This is a genomic window from Desulfonema magnum (assembly GCF_017377395.1).
GTDB lineage: Bacteria > Desulfobacterota > Desulfobacteria > Desulfobacterales > 4be13 > Desulfonema_C > Desulfonema_C magnum.
This window is the reverse complement of sequence record NZ_CP061800.1, coordinates 1239523-1255883: the sequence shown is the minus strand read 5'-3', so window position 1 is coordinate 1255883 and position 16361 is coordinate 1239523. Positions and strand designations below refer to the sequence as shown.

At 44.1% G+C, this 16361-nt stretch carries 13 protein-coding genes; 10 read left to right on the top strand and 3 right to left on the bottom strand.

Going from position 1 to position 16361, the window contains the following annotated elements:
• The first annotated feature begins 220 nt into the window (after positions 1 to 220).
• The 8 genes from dnm_RS05000 to dnm_RS04965 all read left to right on the top strand — a co-directional run bounded on the left by dnm_RS05000 (position 221) and on the right by dnm_RS04965 (position 10557).
• Entirely contained in the window at positions 221 to 1795 is a 1575-nt protein-coding gene (locus dnm_RS05000) for a hypothetical protein (RefSeq protein ID WP_207681604.1), read from the top strand.
• A gap of 175 nt (positions 1796 to 1970) precedes the next feature.
• The gene (gene asnB / locus dnm_RS04995; RefSeq protein ID WP_207681603.1) at positions 1971 to 3839 is read left to right on the top strand and encodes an asparagine synthase (glutamine-hydrolyzing); all 1869 of its coding nucleotides are present in this window, start codon (positions 1971 to 1973) and stop codon (positions 3837 to 3839) included.
• Positions 3840 to 4982 (top strand): glycosyltransferase family 4 protein, encoded by a 1143-nt coding sequence (locus dnm_RS04990; RefSeq protein WP_207681602.1) that lies wholly within the window; start codon positions 3840 to 3842, stop codon positions 4980 to 4982.
• 194 nt (positions 4983 to 5176) lie between these two features.
• Positions 5177 to 7078: an asparagine synthase (glutamine-hydrolyzing) gene (gene asnB, locus dnm_RS04985; protein WP_207681601.1), complete on the top strand. Its 1902-nt coding sequence runs from the start codon at positions 5177 to 5179 to the stop codon at positions 7076 to 7078.
• 16 nt (positions 7079 to 7094) lie between these two features.
• Positions 7095 to 7244 (top strand): hypothetical protein, encoded by a 150-nt coding sequence (locus dnm_RS04980; RefSeq protein WP_207681600.1) that lies wholly within the window; start codon positions 7095 to 7097, stop codon positions 7242 to 7244.
• Between the two features lie 31 nt (positions 7245 to 7275).
• On the top strand, positions 7276 to 8352 hold the full coding sequence (locus tag dnm_RS04975) for a dienelactone hydrolase family protein (protein ID WP_207681599.1): 1077 nt from the start codon (positions 7276 to 7278) through the stop codon (positions 8350 to 8352).
• A gap of 41 nt (positions 8353 to 8393) precedes the next feature.
• Complete coding sequence (locus dnm_RS04970; RefSeq protein WP_207681598.1) at positions 8394 to 9572, top strand: polysaccharide pyruvyl transferase family protein; 1179 nt, start codon at positions 8394 to 8396, stop codon at positions 9570 to 9572.
• On the top strand, positions 9565 to 10557 hold the full coding sequence (locus tag dnm_RS04965) for a lysylphosphatidylglycerol synthase transmembrane domain-containing protein (RefSeq protein ID WP_207681597.1): 993 nt from the start codon (positions 9565 to 9567) through the stop codon (positions 10555 to 10557). Before dnm_RS04970 ends, dnm_RS04965 begins: the two co-directional genes overlap by 8 nt.
• 137 nt (positions 10558 to 10694) lie before the next feature.
• On the opposite strand, the gene dnm_RS04960 is transcribed toward dnm_RS04965, so the two are convergent.
• A complete protein-coding gene (locus dnm_RS04960) occupies positions 10695 to 10859 on the bottom strand; it encodes a hypothetical protein (protein ID WP_207681596.1) in 165 nt (54 codons plus the stop codon).
• Between dnm_RS04960 and dnm_RS04955 the strand changes: the two genes are divergently transcribed.
• Together dnm_RS04955 and dnm_RS04950 are read left to right on the top strand one after the other, a co-directional pair.
• A complete protein-coding gene (locus dnm_RS04955; RefSeq protein WP_207681595.1) occupies positions 10858 to 12150 on the top strand; it encodes a Coenzyme F420 hydrogenase/dehydrogenase, beta subunit C-terminal domain in 1293 nt (430 codons plus the stop codon). The genes dnm_RS04960 and dnm_RS04955 overlap by 2 nt on opposite strands.
• Before the next feature lie 70 nt (positions 12151 to 12220).
• Entirely contained in the window at positions 12221 to 12466 is a 246-nt protein-coding gene (locus tag dnm_RS04950; RefSeq protein ID WP_207681594.1) for a hypothetical protein, read from the top strand.
• A gap of 104 nt (positions 12467 to 12570) precedes the next feature.
• On the opposite strand, the gene dnm_RS04945 is transcribed toward dnm_RS04950, so the two are convergent.
• Both dnm_RS04945 and dnm_RS04940 read right to left on the bottom strand, forming a co-directional pair.
• Positions 12571 to 15057, bottom strand: a complete 2487-nt coding sequence (locus dnm_RS04945) for a YfhO family protein (protein ID WP_207681593.1) — start codon at positions 15055 to 15057, stop codon at positions 12571 to 12573.
• Between the two features lie 159 nt (positions 15058 to 15216).
• A complete protein-coding gene (locus dnm_RS04940) occupies positions 15217 to 15969 on the bottom strand; it encodes a glycosyltransferase family 2 protein (RefSeq protein WP_207681592.1) in 753 nt (250 codons plus the stop codon).
• Between the last annotated feature and the right edge of the window lie 392 nt (positions 15970 to 16361).

The window sequence follows — 16361 nt, the reverse complement described above, 5'->3', positions numbered from 1 at the left end:
TAGATTTTACAATATCTATTTGTAAATATTACTTTTATTTAGCTACAAAATTTGTAGATTGAAAAAAAATGGACTTTTTTTCAAATCACCAAAAGTGTAAAGTACTTTTGGGCAAATATGAAGGATGCCAATTTTGTTTATTCATTTTTTAATGGATAAATATTTTTTTAAAAATGAAAACAGGGAATTGAACTTTGTCTTATTTATGGGGGTGTTCTTTTTGTTTCCCTCAAACAATATGGCCCTGATAATATTTAACTATGATCTGTTTTCAATGTTGTTCGCGGTCATCGCAATTATCTGTCTCTCTGTTTTGATTAAACACCATGATAACAAAGCCGGTTTGCTTGCGGTCGTTGTCGCCATGTTTGCCGCCCAGGAAAAACTGAGTGCGTCTCCCATCCTGCTTATATCAATTCTTGTGTATGTTTACTGCTCCTATCAGCATTCAAATTTTTTTTATGTCCCTGATGTTAAAAAGCGACTCGGCATGCTCATGTGGTATGCCACCATCGCCATAGGGACAGCTTTATCTGTCAGCCTGCTCAGTTATTTAATTGTGGGCATGGCCCGCGGGGGATCACTCCCTCCGTTAAAAGGACTGGCTCATCCTTTAATTAACTGGACATGGCCGATATTGGGCAAACTGAGTATATATCAGTCATTGAAAGCAGAACCGATATTTCATGTTTTTATTATTTTGGCGGAATTACTCGGAGTGGTCCTGATTTCAGAATTCATAAGGTTCATCGCTTTTCGATTGAAAAACAAAAAAGGTATATACTATCTGACGGATTACTTTGAAAAGTATAATTATAAATTTGTTCTGTTTGTGTTTGTTTCGACGTTACTTATCGGAGTCATTGGAAACTTCTTTCCTCCGGAAACTTTTATAGATCCAATCATACCGGTAGCACCCGGGAATTATCAGCCACCGACATTTAACAGGATGGCGGGACACTACGGCGCATCTGGTCTGATACCCCATACTCTCTTTTATAGTATGAAATGTTATGCTGTTTTTTTCGACGCGCTGCCAACGGTCTTCGTTCTGCTGATGATCGTTATGCTGTTATTTTTAAAGGGCAGAGGGGCTTCAATCTGGTGGTTTGTCATTGGTGTCAGCGTCCTGGCAGTCCCGTTAGTTTACGGATTGACACTTACGCCGGCAGGAATGCGATATCTGAACATACCATTGTTGCTTTTTCTGCTGTTTCTGTTATATCTTTTTGATAAACTTATGATCAGCCGGAATTTGCGCACTTTTATAATCTTCATTACGATATTTGCCATGTTTTTGGAAGTTATGCCGTTTGCTCCTGTACACGGCGCGTTTCGTCCTGTATGGTGCAATTTTCCAGATGAATTTAATCTTCAGCCTCCTGTGGGAAGACAACGCAGCGGTGCGTGGAGAGGCTGGGGAGAGGAGATTATGATCGCAGGAAAAAAAATCGAGCAAATGTGCTTGCAAAAAAAAGCAAATTGCGATGATGTCCGCTTATACTATATTTTCCCAGGAGATTGGCTGGATGCAAAAATACCGGTCAAAGTGCTTTCTATGCTGCGTAATGAATTGCGATTTACAAAAAATGACTATTATGTTATCACTCGCAGTGCTTTTATGTACGACGGTATAAAATATCTGAAATTTGAAACTGTCCGCCCCCCTGCACATAAAAAGAAAAATCCTTTGAACTTTGATGTTGTTCCGCCTGAGTTCGTTATAAATTACCGAGGCTACCATCAGTCATGGATTTTCCGGGGGGATCAGCTGAAACCCAAAAGTGAAACTTGAAACTTGAAACTCGATGTTCAAGTTTTTTGACCTGATTCGAACAAAAAGTCTGTCATTCCTGCGAAAGCAGGAATCCGTTTTTTACAGATTTTACGAATCCGGAGACAGTGGATTCCTGCTTTCGCAGGAATGACAAAAAACACTTGAACATCGAGTGAAACTGGAATTTTGAATCATGTGCGGTATATGCGGTTTTGCAGGAAAAGGCAGTACTGATGATCTCAGCGTGATGACGGCCGCACTCTCTCACCGGGGGCCTGATGCCGAGGGCCTGTGGTATCATCAGGACAAGGGAATTTACCTCGGACACAGAAGGCTGTCTGTCATAGATATCATTGGCGGAGACCAGCCCATGTGGACGTCCGACCAGACCCTGGGAGTGGTTTTTAACGGAGAGATTTATAACCATAAAGAACTCCGTAATGAACTCCGGGACAGAGGGCATGTTTTCCTGTCTGATCATTCAGATACAGAAGTGCTGTTGCACGGATTCCGGGAATGGGGAACGGAGCTGCCAAACCGGCTTAACGGTATGTGGGCCTTTGCCATTTATGACAGGACCCGGAATATTCTGTTTTTAAGCCGTGACCGGTTTGGCAAAAAGCCGCTTTTTTACACTCAGCAAAATAACACGTTTGTTTTTGCATCGGAATTGACAGCATTAACAAAGCATTCTTTTGTGGACGCGGCTGTTTCTCAGAGAAGTCTGAAAAAGTATTTTGCTTATGGCTACATCCCCGCGCCCGGTTCCCTTTACGAGCGGGTTTATAAGCTTCCCGGGGGTCATCATCTGATTTTCAATCTGAACAACTTTTCGCTAACGGTCAGCAAATACTGGGATTTTGTGTTGGAACCCTTTGAATCTGTTCCTGAAAATCCCGAAGAAGAATGGGGGGAACACCTGCGGGACCTGCTTCGCAAAGCAGTCCGTCGCAGGCTGATGTCTGATGTGCCTCTGGGCGTTTTCCTGAGCGGCGGCATTGATTCATCCGCCATCACCGCTTTTGCCGCACAAGATACAGACAGCGAGAAACTTTCAACTTTTTCCATTGGGTTTCAGGAGGCAAGTTTTGATGAGTCTGAATACGCACAAAGAGTTGCTGAACTTTTTGAGACAGATCATCATTTAAAAATACTTTCCATTGAGGAAGCCAGAAATATGCTGCCGGAAATCACGGCCCGGCTGGATGAACCCATGGGAGACAGCTCTCTCCTTCCCACATATCTGCTGAACCGCGAAACCAGAAAAAATGTGACGGTGGCACTGGGCGGAGACGGCGGAGATGAATTGTTCGCGGGATATGATCCGTTTCATGCCCTGAAACTCGCAGAGCTTTACAGCAAACTCGTTCCCCGGCCAGTTCACCAGGGCATCCGAATGGCAGTGAGCCTGCTTCCGGTTTCGCATAAGAATATCAGCCTGGACTTCAAGCTGAAACGCACATTAAGCGGACTCTCGTATCCGAAACACCTTTGGAATCCGGTGTGGCTGGGGCCTCTGGAACCGAATGATCTTGAAGAACTTTTTCAGGAACCTGCCGACATTGAAGATATTTATTCCGAAGCCATTGAGCAGTGGGAAGCGTGTTCTCAGGATAATCTTGTGGATAAAACATTGCAGTTTTACACAAAACTTTATTTGCAGGATGGCATTCTGGTAAAGGCGGACAGGGCAAGTATGATGAATTCTCTTGAAGTCCGTGCGCCGTTTCTGGATATAGAACTGGTGGATTTTGTGAGAAGGATTCCTCATGAATGGAAATATCGCAATGGGCAGACCAAATATATACTCAAGAAAGCACTGGAGCCTGTTCTTCCCAAAACCATCCTTTATCGTCCGAAAAAAGGATTCGGAGTGCCAATTGGCGAATGGTTTTCAAAAGGCATGTTATCATGGCCCGAAAACAGGAATGACTTTTTTATGAACAAGTCCTTTATTGAAAACAAAATAAAGGCACATCAGGAAGGTAAAAATGACCACAGGCTTTTTCTCTGGAATACTTGGCTGTTCACCCAAAAAGAATCGGAATGGAATTACAGGTGAATGATGCGGGTGCTGATTGTCAATTATGAATTTCCTCCGGTTGGCGGTGGCGCGGGCCGGGCCAGCTGGCATTTGTGCCGGGAACTCGCCAGGATCGGGGCACGCGTGGACGTTGTCACCTCTCATGGAACCAGAAATTTTTATTATCATTTGGAGGGAGCGCGTATTTATTCATTGAAAGTGCGTCGCAAAAGCGTTCATGAGACCGGAATCCGAGGAATGGCCGAGTTTCTTATACGGGCGTTTTTTCTTATCCGAAGGCTTGTCAGGGAAAACAAGTATGATCTGATTCATTATTTTTTCAGTATTCCCACAGGTCTGCTTTCATTCTGTGTGGGCAGGTCTCTCCCTTTTATTGTTTCTCTCAGGGGAGGAGATGTCCCGGGATACAATCCGGGTGAACTTCGGACTATGCACAGACTGCTGACCCCTGTGAACCGCCTGATTTGGCGCAGAGCCGATGCAGTGGTTGCGCTGAGTGATGATCTGGGACGATTTGCAAAGCAAATTGAGCCGACATTAAACTATCAGGTAATTTATAACGGTGCGGACACCCATCTTTTTCAGCCTTCTGAAATTCCCAGAAATACAGGCGGTCCTGTGCGTATTCTGACGGTTGCCCGCCTGCTGGAACTGAAGGGCATCCAGTATTTGCTCGAAGCCCTTTCCCAACTGCCAAAAGATCAGTTTCATCTTTCCATCGCGGGTACGGGATACTTTGAAACAGCGTTGAAAAGAAAAACAGCCTTGCTGAATTTAACAGATTCAGTTGCTTTTCTGGGACCTGTGGCGCATCATGAATTACCCCGGATATATTGTCACGCGGATATTTTTGTGCTTCCATCTTACGGCGACAGTTTCGGGCAGGTGTTCACCGAGGCCATGGCCTGCGGACTGCCAATTATCGCGGCTCGCAGCGGAGGGGTTCAGGAATTTGTTGAAAATGGCATCAACGGATTCTTAGTGCCTCCGAAAGACGTGAAATCCATTGCCGATGCGATATGCAGACTGGCTTCATCGCGGGATTTACGAAACAAAATGGGCCAAAATAATATTCAAAAAATAAAATCTCAATTCGGCTGGGATGCTGTTGCAAGGCAGTATGCAGATGTCTGTAACCATATTTTAGAACGGAGAAACTGAGGTTTCTTATCAGGTGAAAATAAGTACCCGATCAAAAGTTTTTTATACATCTTTTTTTTCCGTGAACCGCGGAGAAACCCGGCTTTTTCCCTGAGCGGAGGCGGATCATTCCGAAAAAAAAGCCGGGTTTCTTTCCCTGGCAAATATCGAAAACTTATGGTTAGGTACTTAAGAGGATAACGAGGATTTTCATTATGTGCGGAATATGCGGGCTGGTTTATTCTGATTTACAACACAAGGTCGAAACTCATGTGTTAGACAAAATGAACAATGTGCTTTCACATCGCGGCCCTGATGGTGACGGAGCATACATCCGGGATAATGTCGGACTTGGGCACAGGCGTCTGGCAATTATTGATCTTGTAACCGGAGAGCAGCCGCTTTCTAACGAAGATGAAAGCATATGGATTGTTTTTAATGGAGAAATCTATAATTTCCCGGAGCTTCGTTCTTCTCTGCAATCAGCAGGCCATGCTTTTCGCACAAATACAGATACGGAAGTCATTGTTCATGCGTATGAGGAATATGGAACAAACTGTCTTGAACATCTCGACGGAATGTTTTCTTTTGCCTTATGGGACGACAGAGAAAAAACACTCTTTGCAGCCCGCGACAGAATGGGGAAAAAACCATTTTATTATACCCGCAACAGCGAAGGGTTTGTTTTCGGATCAGAACTCAAATCTCTTTTGCAGCATCCTTCGGTGAAAAAAGAAATTGATCCTGTTGCCCTGCATCATTATCTGACACTTCAATATGTTCCCGATCCCTATAGTATTTACAAAGATATATTCAAACTTCCTTCGGCGCATTTTCTGATTTTAAAAGATAACACATACCAGATACGACGATATTGGGATGTTGTCTATCAACCCAAAATACAGATTTCTGAAAATGAAGCAGCAGAGGAGCTTCACAGGATATTAAAACAAGCTGTGAAAAAACGGCTGATAAGCGATGTTCCGCTGGGCGCGTTTTTAAGCGGCGGCATAGATTCCTCCATTGTCGTAACGCTGATGGCCGAGCTTTGCACGGAACCTGTTAAGACGTTTTCCATTGGCTTTAATTATGAAGCATTTAATGAACTGCCATATGCCAGAGCAATCGCTGAAAAATGGGGGACAGAGCATCATGAATTCATTGTCACCCCGGAAAGCATGGCAGACATCATCCCCAAACTTATTCGCAGCTTTGACGAACCGTTTGCTGATTCATGTGCGTTTCAAACGTATTATCTGGCACAGCTGACGCGTCAACATGTTACTGTAGCACTCAACGGGGACGGGGGGGATGAGACTTTTGCAGGTTATCCCCGCTACTGGCTGGATCGTTATGTGAGACCTTATGCCGCGCTTCCCCGATTTATTACACAAGGCATCATACCTGAAATGGTCAGTCGGATACCGGAGCCTTCAGACATACCTGTGGAGGCAAATTGGATTATGGGACTCAAACGTCTTGCCCAGGTTGCCAAAACTTCGCCAAAAGCCAGCATTGTCCGATGGGGGTCATATTTTAGCGAGGATATGAAACAGGAATGCTTTAATGATGAAATGCGTTCCCTTGTCGAGGGGCATCAGTCTGATGCTTTTTTAGCTGAATTTTTTGACCGCGCTTATGCGGATTCCTTTCTTGACAGAACGCTTTATACAGACCTGCTTAATTATCTGCCGGGGAACAATCTTGTAAAAATGGACAGGATGACCATGGCCCACAGTCTGGAAGCAAGATCGCCGCTGCTTGATAAAGAATATGTTGAATTTTCAGCCCGTCTGCCCGAAAAAATGAAAATAAAAGGCCGCCGGACCAAATATCTGCTTCGTAAGATGTGGACGGATTCTCTGCCAGATAATATTCGGGACAGAAATAAAAGGGGCTTTGCCGCGCCTGTGGAAGAATGGTGCAAAAAAGACCTCAGAGATTTGATACAAGACCGCCTTCTTTCCCCAAGTTCAAAAATTTACAATTTTTTCAGGCCGGACTGCATTCAACATATGGTAAATGAACACCAAAAAGGCAGGATCAATCATGGCAGACGAATATGGACGCTTCTTATATTGGAAGAATGGTACAGAAACAATAACTCAGAAGTGTGATATATGACTTGTGTCTGTGTTTCGGTTCGTAGTTCCGCCTTTAGGCGGTCTCACACCGCCTAAAGGCGGAACTACGAACGGCGGTCTCACACCGCCTAAAGGCGGAACTACGAACGGCGGTCTCACACCGCCTGAAGGCGGAACTACGAACTGTGGAATCGCCTAAGATCAGATTCTCATCAGCGGGGTAAATATCAATGAAACAATTTATTAGCATATCGTGTTTATTTCTGTGTTTCTCTCTTGCAACATGCCTGAGTATGGGGCAAGCGGGTGACATAAAACGGTCCAAAGAACTGCTGAGTCTTCCGCAATACCATCGCCACGCGCTTCAACAGACGAAGCCCTGTCTTGCCTTTGAAAAAACAGATGACGCGGAGGGGTGGCAGAAAAAACTTCGGGCAAAGCTCACAGAGATACTATGTCTGCCTGATAAATGGGACCGGGATGTGAATTCCGATGTTGTTTTCAAAGAAAAGACTAAGGACTACACATCTTACAGCGTAAATTTTCGTGCCGAGCAGAAGGCAGTTGTGCCGGGATATCTTCTGAAACCCAGGAAAACAAATCCGCCTTTTCCGGTGATGATCTGCCTGCAAGGCCACAGGAAAGGCGGGATGTGCGTTTCCATCGGCCAGAAAAAAACCAGGAATGATCTTGATTTCGCAATTCAGGCTGTTCAGAACGGATGGGCCGCGTTGGCCATTGAGCAGCGCGGTTTTGGAGAACGCGCCGCGCCTTCGTGCAGTCACGAAGCGCTGAATGCCCTTATGCTCGGAAAAACGCTTCTCGGCGAGCGTGTCTTTGATGTAATGCGAGCCATTGATTTCATCAGAACGCAGCCTGATCTTGATATGGAGCGCATTGGCTGTATGGGAAATTCAATGGGCGGCACGGTGGCGTTTTACGCCGCATGTGTTGATCCGCGGATACGGCTCGCGGTTGTTTCCTGTTCGTTTTGCACCTATGCTGACTCCTGGATGAAATTCCCTCACTGTGCATGCGGATATTTGCCCGGGATTCTTCAATATGCCGACATGGGCGATATTGGGGGACTGATTGCGCCAAGGTCTCTGGTCATCGTGGCCGGAAAGTATGATCCGATTGCCAGTCTGTCGGGCGTTCGGAAAGCCTTTGAGCGTACAAACAGCGTTTTTTCTGCAATGGGATATGAGAAGAACCTCTTTCTGCTCATTGGTGACGGAGGTCACAAATTCTACCCTGATTTGGCATGGCCGAAAATCAGCGCAATAAAAAATCGCTGGAAACCATAACAGAACACAGCGTGCCAGAAAAAATCAAAGGAGGTGTTGAAATGGCAAGAATAGCCGTATTGGAACAATTTTCCGGAAGAAACATGGGCGACACGGCTTCACTTGATGTGATAATGTCTGAGATTGCGGAAATTGATCCTTCAGCGAAGTTTGACTTATATTCGGTTCTCAACCCGGATATAAAAGCATATTTTCCTGAACATCATTCCGCAATAACGCGTGTTGATATGATGCCGTGGAATCTGAGCCTGAACTTTATGGGATTGCCTGTTTTGCTTAACCTTCGCCGTTGTGACTGGATTTTGATACGAGGCGGAGTTTTCTTTGATAAAAAGCTGTGGAATCCTGTATTCAGCTATTTGCTCAATTTCCGATTTATTCTCCCTTATGCAAAAATGCTTGGGAAACCTGTGGTGTTGTATGGCGTGGGCGTCGGCCCCCTGAATACGGGGTTCGGGCGGTCCGTGATGCGCAAGGTCCTCAGATGTGTTTCAATTATGACGACAAGAGATCAGGACAGTCTGACCCTGGCACAGTCAATAGGAGGCGTTCCTCCGCACAGGGCGCTTGCGGCGGATCCGGCATTGCGAATGAAGCTTGCCCCGATCTCCAGAGCCAAAGAAATCTGCGACAAGTATGAAATTGATCTGAACAAGCCCCTTATCGGTATCAATGTGAACAGCTTTGTTGATTTTATGGTGCAGAAGGGGGGAGCATCTATGAATACTGCTTCCTTTATTTCCATTGTTGCAAAAATTGCTGATCGCCTGATTGACAATCTTGATGTTAATATTGTACTTGTCCCGACCGATATCGAAGGCAAAATTTTCGATCAGATTCGCAATATTGTAAGGCATCGGCAACGCGTTCACTATATTCCGAAAGAAAATCATCTGCCAAATGAAATCGCCGCTGTTATTTCACAGTTTGAGCTGTTTATCGGGATGCGGATGCATTCACTGATTTTTGCCTCAGCAGCACATACTCCCATGGTCGGTATTGTTTATAATAAAAAAGTGGCCAGTTTCTTTAATGAACTCAATATTCCCGAAGCAACAGTCTCTTTTGATAATTTCACTGAAGATGCTGTGTATCGCAAGATATCGGAAATTTGGAATAAGCGGGATATTTATAAGGAAAAAGTCATCAAAGGCGTAAGAAATCTGGCAGAAAGAGAATTGGTCACATCAAAACTTGTGCGTAAGTTTATCTATGGCTAAAAATACTCAGCGTTCACGATTCATTCATGGGTTACAGACTTTTGTTCTGCTGATATTGATTGCCTGGCTGCTGTCATCCCTCAATTTCAGAGAATTGGGAAAAGTGTTGTCTGATATCAATATCTCATGGCTTGCGGTTCCGATATTGCTGCATCTGGGGGCAGTGTGGCTTAACGCCTATCGCTGGATGGCATTGCTGAGGGATAACAGCATTCCTCTGTGGAGACTTGCTTATTCACAAATTGTGGGGCAGTTTTTCAATGTGTTTCTTCCCTCTGATATGGGCGGAGATGTGTATAAAATGCACGATATTCATAAATTCTGCAAATCCGGCAGCAAATCCGTTGTCAGCGTTCTGCTGACAAGGGTATTTGGTTTTTTGGCCATGGGCGTGATTCTTACAATGGGGCTGATTGTATCCCACCATATTATCCGTTCCCAAAGCGTTTTCTGGGTGGCTCTGATTTATTCGGGTTTCAGTATTACCGCGATTATAGTGCTGATTGAAAGGAGACTGCCGGCCCTGCTTTCAGAAAAAACTGATTTTAAAGACAAAATAAAAAACAAGTATGTTCTCAAACTTGTCAGTATGCTCGATGAATTCAACCAAATAATGATCAACAGAAAGATTGTGCTGTTCACCCTTTTTTTGGGAGTTATGTTCCAGGCACTTCTGATCGTCATTATTTTTTTTTACGGGCTTACACTGGATGTCACACTTTCCTTTGGCAGTCTCTTTCTTGTGGCCCCGCTCATCATGTTAATCTCAGCCCTGCCGCTTTCAATAAACTCTTTGGGATTAAGAGAAGGGGCTTTTGTGTATTTTCTCAACTGGCTGGGCCTTACAAATGAACAGGGAATCATTATCGCTTTATTGTCGCGGTCGGTCAGCGGCATTATCATTCCATTGCTGGGGGGGATGTTGTTCATCTTGTTCAGAAGGCATATTGATAAATTATTACCAGCAAATCAGAAAGTTTCATAAATCCGGAGTGCAAAAATTTTCGATCTGCGGATGATAACAGAGCGTCTGGTTCAGGAAAGCCCCCTGAGCCGCTCCGGGGAACTGACAAATTTGTCGGAAATGCTTTCCCAGGTGAGCAAAGCTGAGGCGGGCGGGAATCAAAATTTTCTGATCTGCTGATAATCAGCAGATGGAAAATTCCCCGCCGCGGGGAGCTTCGTGACGCGAAGCGTCTGTTCTGCATTCCCACGCGAAGCGTGGGAACGAGATCGTTCAAGGTGCTTTCCATCTGCTGATAATGAAAAAGGAGATGTTTGTTTCATGAATAATACCGTCATATCAGATGTGCCGAGATATCTCTGCTGTCAGTGCGGCGTATGCGAGGCAGTATGCCCGCACCGACGAATTGAGATGATCCGTGACAGCGTCGGAAACTACTGGCCGGCAGGACCTGATAAATGTAAAGACTGCAAAAGTATCTGTATTTCTGTGTGTCCGGGTCGTAAAATTCGCATCCCGGATAAATCAGATGATTCTGCATCATATCATGAACTTATCGGGCAGTATTTCAAAATTTATGTGGTCAAAGCTTCGGATAGGAAAACGCAGTATCACTCCAGCAGCGGAGGAGCAGTCACGGCTCTGTTGCAGTATCTTCTGACATCCGGACAAACTGACGGTGCGGTTGTGACAAGGTTCAAAAAAAATCATCCTCTTGAACCGGAGACATTCATCGCAACCTCCTCTGAAGAAATTCTGGAAGCTCAGGGATCAAAATACATCCCGGTTCCTGCCTGCCGAACAGTAAGAGATATTTGGCAGGACAGGGAAAAAAGAAATAAAAAGTATGTGTTTGTGGGAATTCCATGTCAGATGAACGGAATCTTTTATGCCAAACAGCGTATCCCGAGATTACAACACCAGATTCCTCTCACCTTTTCCCTCTTTTGCGGAAGAAATGCCACACTTGAACTTACCAGGTATGCGTTAAAGCAGCATAATATTGAGCTTGAGGATATCCGAGATATCAAATTCCGTTCCCATGGCTGGCCCGGAAAAATGACCGTGGTGACCAAAGATGGTCAGACACATATATTCAGCCGAAGAAGCTTTCTGATCCCGTGGACAAACAATTTTTTTAATCCGGACAGATGTACCACATGTACTGATGTTATCGGAGAAAATGCGGATTTATGCTTTGGTGACGCATGGCTCCCTGAAATGTCTGATGACAAGGCAGGTCTGTCTGTGGTCATTGCCAAAAATAAAAAGGCAGCCAGGATTCTGGAGCAGGCATGTGATTCAGCATATATTGATATTGTTGGCGATCTTCCTATTGAAAGACTGCTTTTTTCCCAAATCGGGCAGTTTAAAAAGAAAAAATCAGGTGTTAAAAGTGTTTACTTTATGGAGCAGTTAAGAGGCAGAAAAGTGCCTCAGCTGACTGGCAGACTTCCAAAGCAGACAAAGGAAGCGCTGATTTACACTTTTTTGTCGTATATAAATAACAATATATCAAAAATTCCGATTTTTTCTTGGGTTAATATGAAAATTCCGATGAAATTTTGGGATATTATCAGTCATCCGTTCAAAAAGAATGTTGTCAGGGATTAAACGCTGAATTATCCGGAGTGCCAAACTTACAGTTTGGCCCTTTTATTATCCGGAGTGCCAAACTTGCAGTTTGGCAGCGTCTCCGGTTTCCAAACATGCCAAACTCAGCAGATCGAAAAAAGGCAGCGGAGAAACCCGGCTTTTTCCTGCGGCGGAAGATGCCTTATCCGGAGAAAAAGCCGGGTTTCTTCCCGGACACAAACGTGCCAGTTTGGCAGCGTCTCCGGTTTCCAAACATGCCAAACTCAGCAGATCGAAAAAAGGCAGCGGAAAAACCCGGCTTTTTCCTGCGGCGGAAGATGCCTTATCCGGATAAAAAGCCGGGTTTCTTCCCGGACACGAACTTGCAGTTTGGCAGCGTCTCCGGTTTCCAAACATGCCAAACTGCAAGTTTGGCACTCCGGAGCGACAACTCTTTTTTTAAATCGCTGTATTGTGTGAGCGTGTCAAAACCAGTTGCTTGCTTCTGCTGACAAAAGAAAATGCTATCAGCACAACAAGGACAAGCCATCCCGCGGCAGTCATAAACAGACCCGTCACTCGTAATTTCGGATAAAATTTAAACACGATTTTATGGTTTCCGGGGCTTACCGGGACAGCCTGCATGATGTAGTTGGCCCGCAGCACCTCTGTTTTCATTCCGTCAGTTTCCGCTGTCCAGCTCGGATGATAATTATCACTTAAAACTAAAAATCCGTTCTGATCTGTTGAAATGCTGATTTCTATTTTCCCGGGATGATAAGAGATAAGGCTGACACGCGGCTCAGTTTTATTTTCAGAAATACTGTTTTTCTGAAAATCCTCTGGCAGCAAAGATTCCAGTATCACCTTTTTGTTAAAATCTTCCAGAGAATACGACGCCATCATTTCATAAGCCGATTCTCGATCATTGCAGAACTGATACTCAGAAACAAAGAATGCCCTCGGAAACGCATCTTTATTTTCATAAATTTTTATCTCATTCTCATAGACCAGTTCCACCTTGGGAGAATTCACCGACATGGACGGAGGCAGCAGCAGATATTTCACGTTGATCAGATCAAGGAGCGGAGAACCGAATGTATTGAAGTAGGTCCATCTGCTGAACTTATCAGGTAATGGAATATTATGACCATGCTGGCTCAGATGCAAAAATTCGCCATAGCGTCTGAGATAAAAGGAAGAATATCCCCCGGCATCCTGAATGCCAAAGGGAGCCAAAGAATTATGCATAAAATTCCCATAGGTAATGATTCTGTATGGAGATTTATCCTGTTTGAGAAATCGTATGGCCTCTGTCCGGGGAAATTCAAGGTTCCTGTGTGATGCGGTGTTATATGTCAGTCCGAATGAAATCAGATCATAAGACAATATAAGGAACGTCAGAAAAAGAAAAATATTTCCTGACTGTTTTTTTCGATAAAGCAGGACGGACATAAGACAGAGATATGATATGAAAACAAGCCCGAGCGGTTTTGATATGATCGGAGACGAAAAAGAGAAATGGTTTTGAAAGATACCGCGCACCTGATGCCAGTCGCTCCAATTTACAGAAGCTGCGGCCCATTTCATACCTGTGTCAGTCCGGACAAATAAATATAGTACAACCGCTGTACCGAGCAGCAGCGTCCACAATACTATAAAAGACCTTTTTTCTTTATCTCCTTCAGACAGCAAAATATCAGCACCCAATGCACTCAGCACTGAAACACAACATGCGAAAATATAGAGGATTCTTAGCGGAGCGGACAAATTCAGACCCGGAATAAATTTTGCCAGCGGATAATAAAGAATGCTTCCCATTGCCATTGTCAGGGTGATAAGAGCAGTAAAAAAATAAAAGGGTATATATTCTTTACGTTTTAATAAACAGGGAAGGCAGGTAAGTATAAGGAAAAGCGGTATGATTCCGAAATATATGCACAATTCATTATAGTTGTTATAAGGTTGTGCGCCTCTGATTTTCGGAGGGAAACTTATTCTGTTACCCGCAGGACTTCCGAAGAAATCAGGATATATAAGGGTTGTCAGATATTTGGGAGGAAGTTTTCCTGTGTGCTTATAAAGTTCTTCAAACGAGAATCCCTGACGATGTGAGCCTTCATGAAGCGTGGAGATATTGGCAAATAAAAAGTTTGAACATATAAGTATTCCCATAAAAATTGCCAGTCCCAAGCTTATTAATTCATGTCTGCCTGCTTTTCTGAAATCAGCATGGTTTCTTCTCATCCATACATATCGAAAAATAAAATAAGAACAGGCAAAAATGAACTGGTATATATTGGGCTGGGCGCAGCCGACAGATATTGACAGTGCGAGCGCACAGGAAACGCAGAGACAGTAAAGTATGGCTCTTGTTTTCAGCCAGCGTTCAAAATAATACAGGGAAGCTGCCAATGAGGGGGCCAGGATGATGATATTCTGGAATTCAAACCATACCATTACATATCCGTTGAACATCCAGACAATTGCACCCATCAGAGCAGAGCAGGTTCTCAGCCCCGTTTCTGTGAGGTATAGGAACATAAACAAGCCTGCCCCGAACAAATGAAGCCATAACAGCAGATCGTGGGCAGATGATTCGGAAAAAAGAAGATAAAAAAAGAATATAATGGGATTTCCTGTCGGAGATGTCGGAATACCGCAAAGAATATAATCTTTCCAAAAGCAAAGCGTTCCTGAACGGATGCACTTTTTAATAAGATTATAATACGGATAAAAAACATTGACCGGATCTGTTATCAGTGTATTGTTTGCCCTGAAATCAGGCGGCGCGTCAGAGGACCAGGGCAGATATTGCAACAGCGTGTCAAACGCATAAAATGTTTTCCCCTGAAAAATAACAGGATGAAAAAATATGATGGTAAGGATAAATATAAAACATATCGGCAATATCTTAATCCGCCAGCCTGAATTTCTGACTTCCATTTACAGCGATCCTTTATAAAATCGGGACGGAGTTACCCGGTCCCTTCAAATATTCCTCTGTAAATTCAAGGAGATTTTTTCATCAGCGTTCCGGAGTGCCAAAGTTACAGTTTGGCAGGCAATAATTGAGAGTCATCATCAGCGTCCGGAGTGCCAACGTCACAGTTTGGCAGGAAATAATACTGAACGAACAAGCCCCATCTTTGAAAGAAAAAAGATCATCGCGGTTTCCAGACATCCGAAACCATATTTGATGCTTCGTGACAGGTTTATGGATGAAGCTTCGGGGAAATATTTTGTGGGGCAGCTGACTTCGGCCACGATATGACCAAACCAGATAATCTGGGCGAGCATCTGATTATCAAACACAAAGTCATCGGAATTGACTTCAAGAGGCAGCTGTTCCAGCAGTTCCCGGGAAAATGCCCGGTATCCTGTGTGATATTCGGAAAGCTTGGCGCCCAGAAGCATGTTTTCGACAAACGTGAGAAATCTGTTTGCCAGATATTTCCAGACAGGCATTCCGCCTCCTAACGCATGGCCTCCGAGAATCCTGGACCCCAGCACACATTGATAAAGCCCGTTCCCGATCATGGATGCCATGGCCGGAATCAGCCGGGGAGTATATTGATAATCCGGATGAACCATGATAATGATATCACCGCCCTCTTCAAGGGCTATCCTGTAACACGATTTCTGATTACCGCCGTATCCCAGATTGGTTTCATGAGGATAAACCACTGTGTTCGGAAGGGTTTTTGCAATGGCCACGGTTTCATCACGGCTGGCATCATCCACCACAATCACCAGATCAACGATATCCTGCGCCATTACCTCATCATAGGTCTTACGAAGGGTCGGTGCCGCATTATAAGCAGGCATGACAACGATGACTTTTTTATCTTTAAACATATCAGTTTGTTATCACTCTAAATATTTAAATTTTGAATTTTTTTACAGTCTGGAAAATTAGGCACTGGTTCCGTTCAATGGGATTTTTCAGGGAAATTTATCGAATTTGTTTGAAAAAACAGCAGTTTGGCCGACTTTTGGTCTGTTCATATAACCATCTGTTTTTACGAGCTTTCCCATTGAACGGAACCAGTGCCGAAAATTATAAAATTCAGCCAATAATACAAGGACATATGATAACAAACTGAATTTATAAGAAAAATGCAAAATTTTTCTTCTTACCATCCTGTTCTTATACAAAATCCCTGTAGTGAAAATTAGGAATCAGGGGAAAACATCTCTTGCTTCTTTTATGGGAAATTATAAAATTTCCTGTTCGGCCTGAACACATT

Excerpts from the sequence above, each read along its gene's own strand:
- dnm_RS04975 (WP_207681599.1), top strand. The coding sequence starts at position 7,276 with ATGAAACAATTTATTAGCATATCGTGTTTATTTCTGTGTTTCTCTCTT.
- dnm_RS04990 (WP_207681602.1), top strand. The coding sequence starts at position 3,840 with ATGATGCGGGTGCTGATTGTCAATTATGAATTTCCTCCGGTTGGCGGT.
- asnB (WP_207681603.1), top strand. The coding sequence starts at position 1,971 with ATGTGCGGTATATGCGGTTTTGCAGGAAAAGGCAGTACTGATGATCTC.
- dnm_RS04940 (WP_207681592.1), bottom strand. The coding sequence starts at position 15,969 with ATGTTTAAAGATAAAAAAGTCATCGTTGTCATGCCTGCTTATAATGCG.
- dnm_RS04945 (WP_207681593.1), bottom strand. The coding sequence starts at position 15,057 with ATGGAAGTCAGAAATTCAGGCTGGCGGATTAAGATATTGCCGATATGT.
- dnm_RS04955 (WP_207681595.1), top strand. The coding sequence starts at position 10,858 with ATGAATAATACCGTCATATCAGATGTGCCGAGATATCTCTGCTGTCAG.
- dnm_RS04960 (WP_207681596.1), bottom strand. The coding sequence starts at position 10,859 with ATGAAACAAACATCTCCTTTTTCATTATCAGCAGATGGAAAGCACCTT.
- dnm_RS04965 (WP_207681597.1), top strand. The coding sequence starts at position 9,565 with ATGGCTAAAAATACTCAGCGTTCACGATTCATTCATGGGTTACAGACT.
- dnm_RS04970 (WP_207681598.1), top strand. The coding sequence starts at position 8,394 with ATGGCAAGAATAGCCGTATTGGAACAATTTTCCGGAAGAAACATGGGC.
- asnB (WP_207681601.1), top strand. The coding sequence starts at position 5,177 with ATGTGCGGAATATGCGGGCTGGTTTATTCTGATTTACAACACAAGGTC.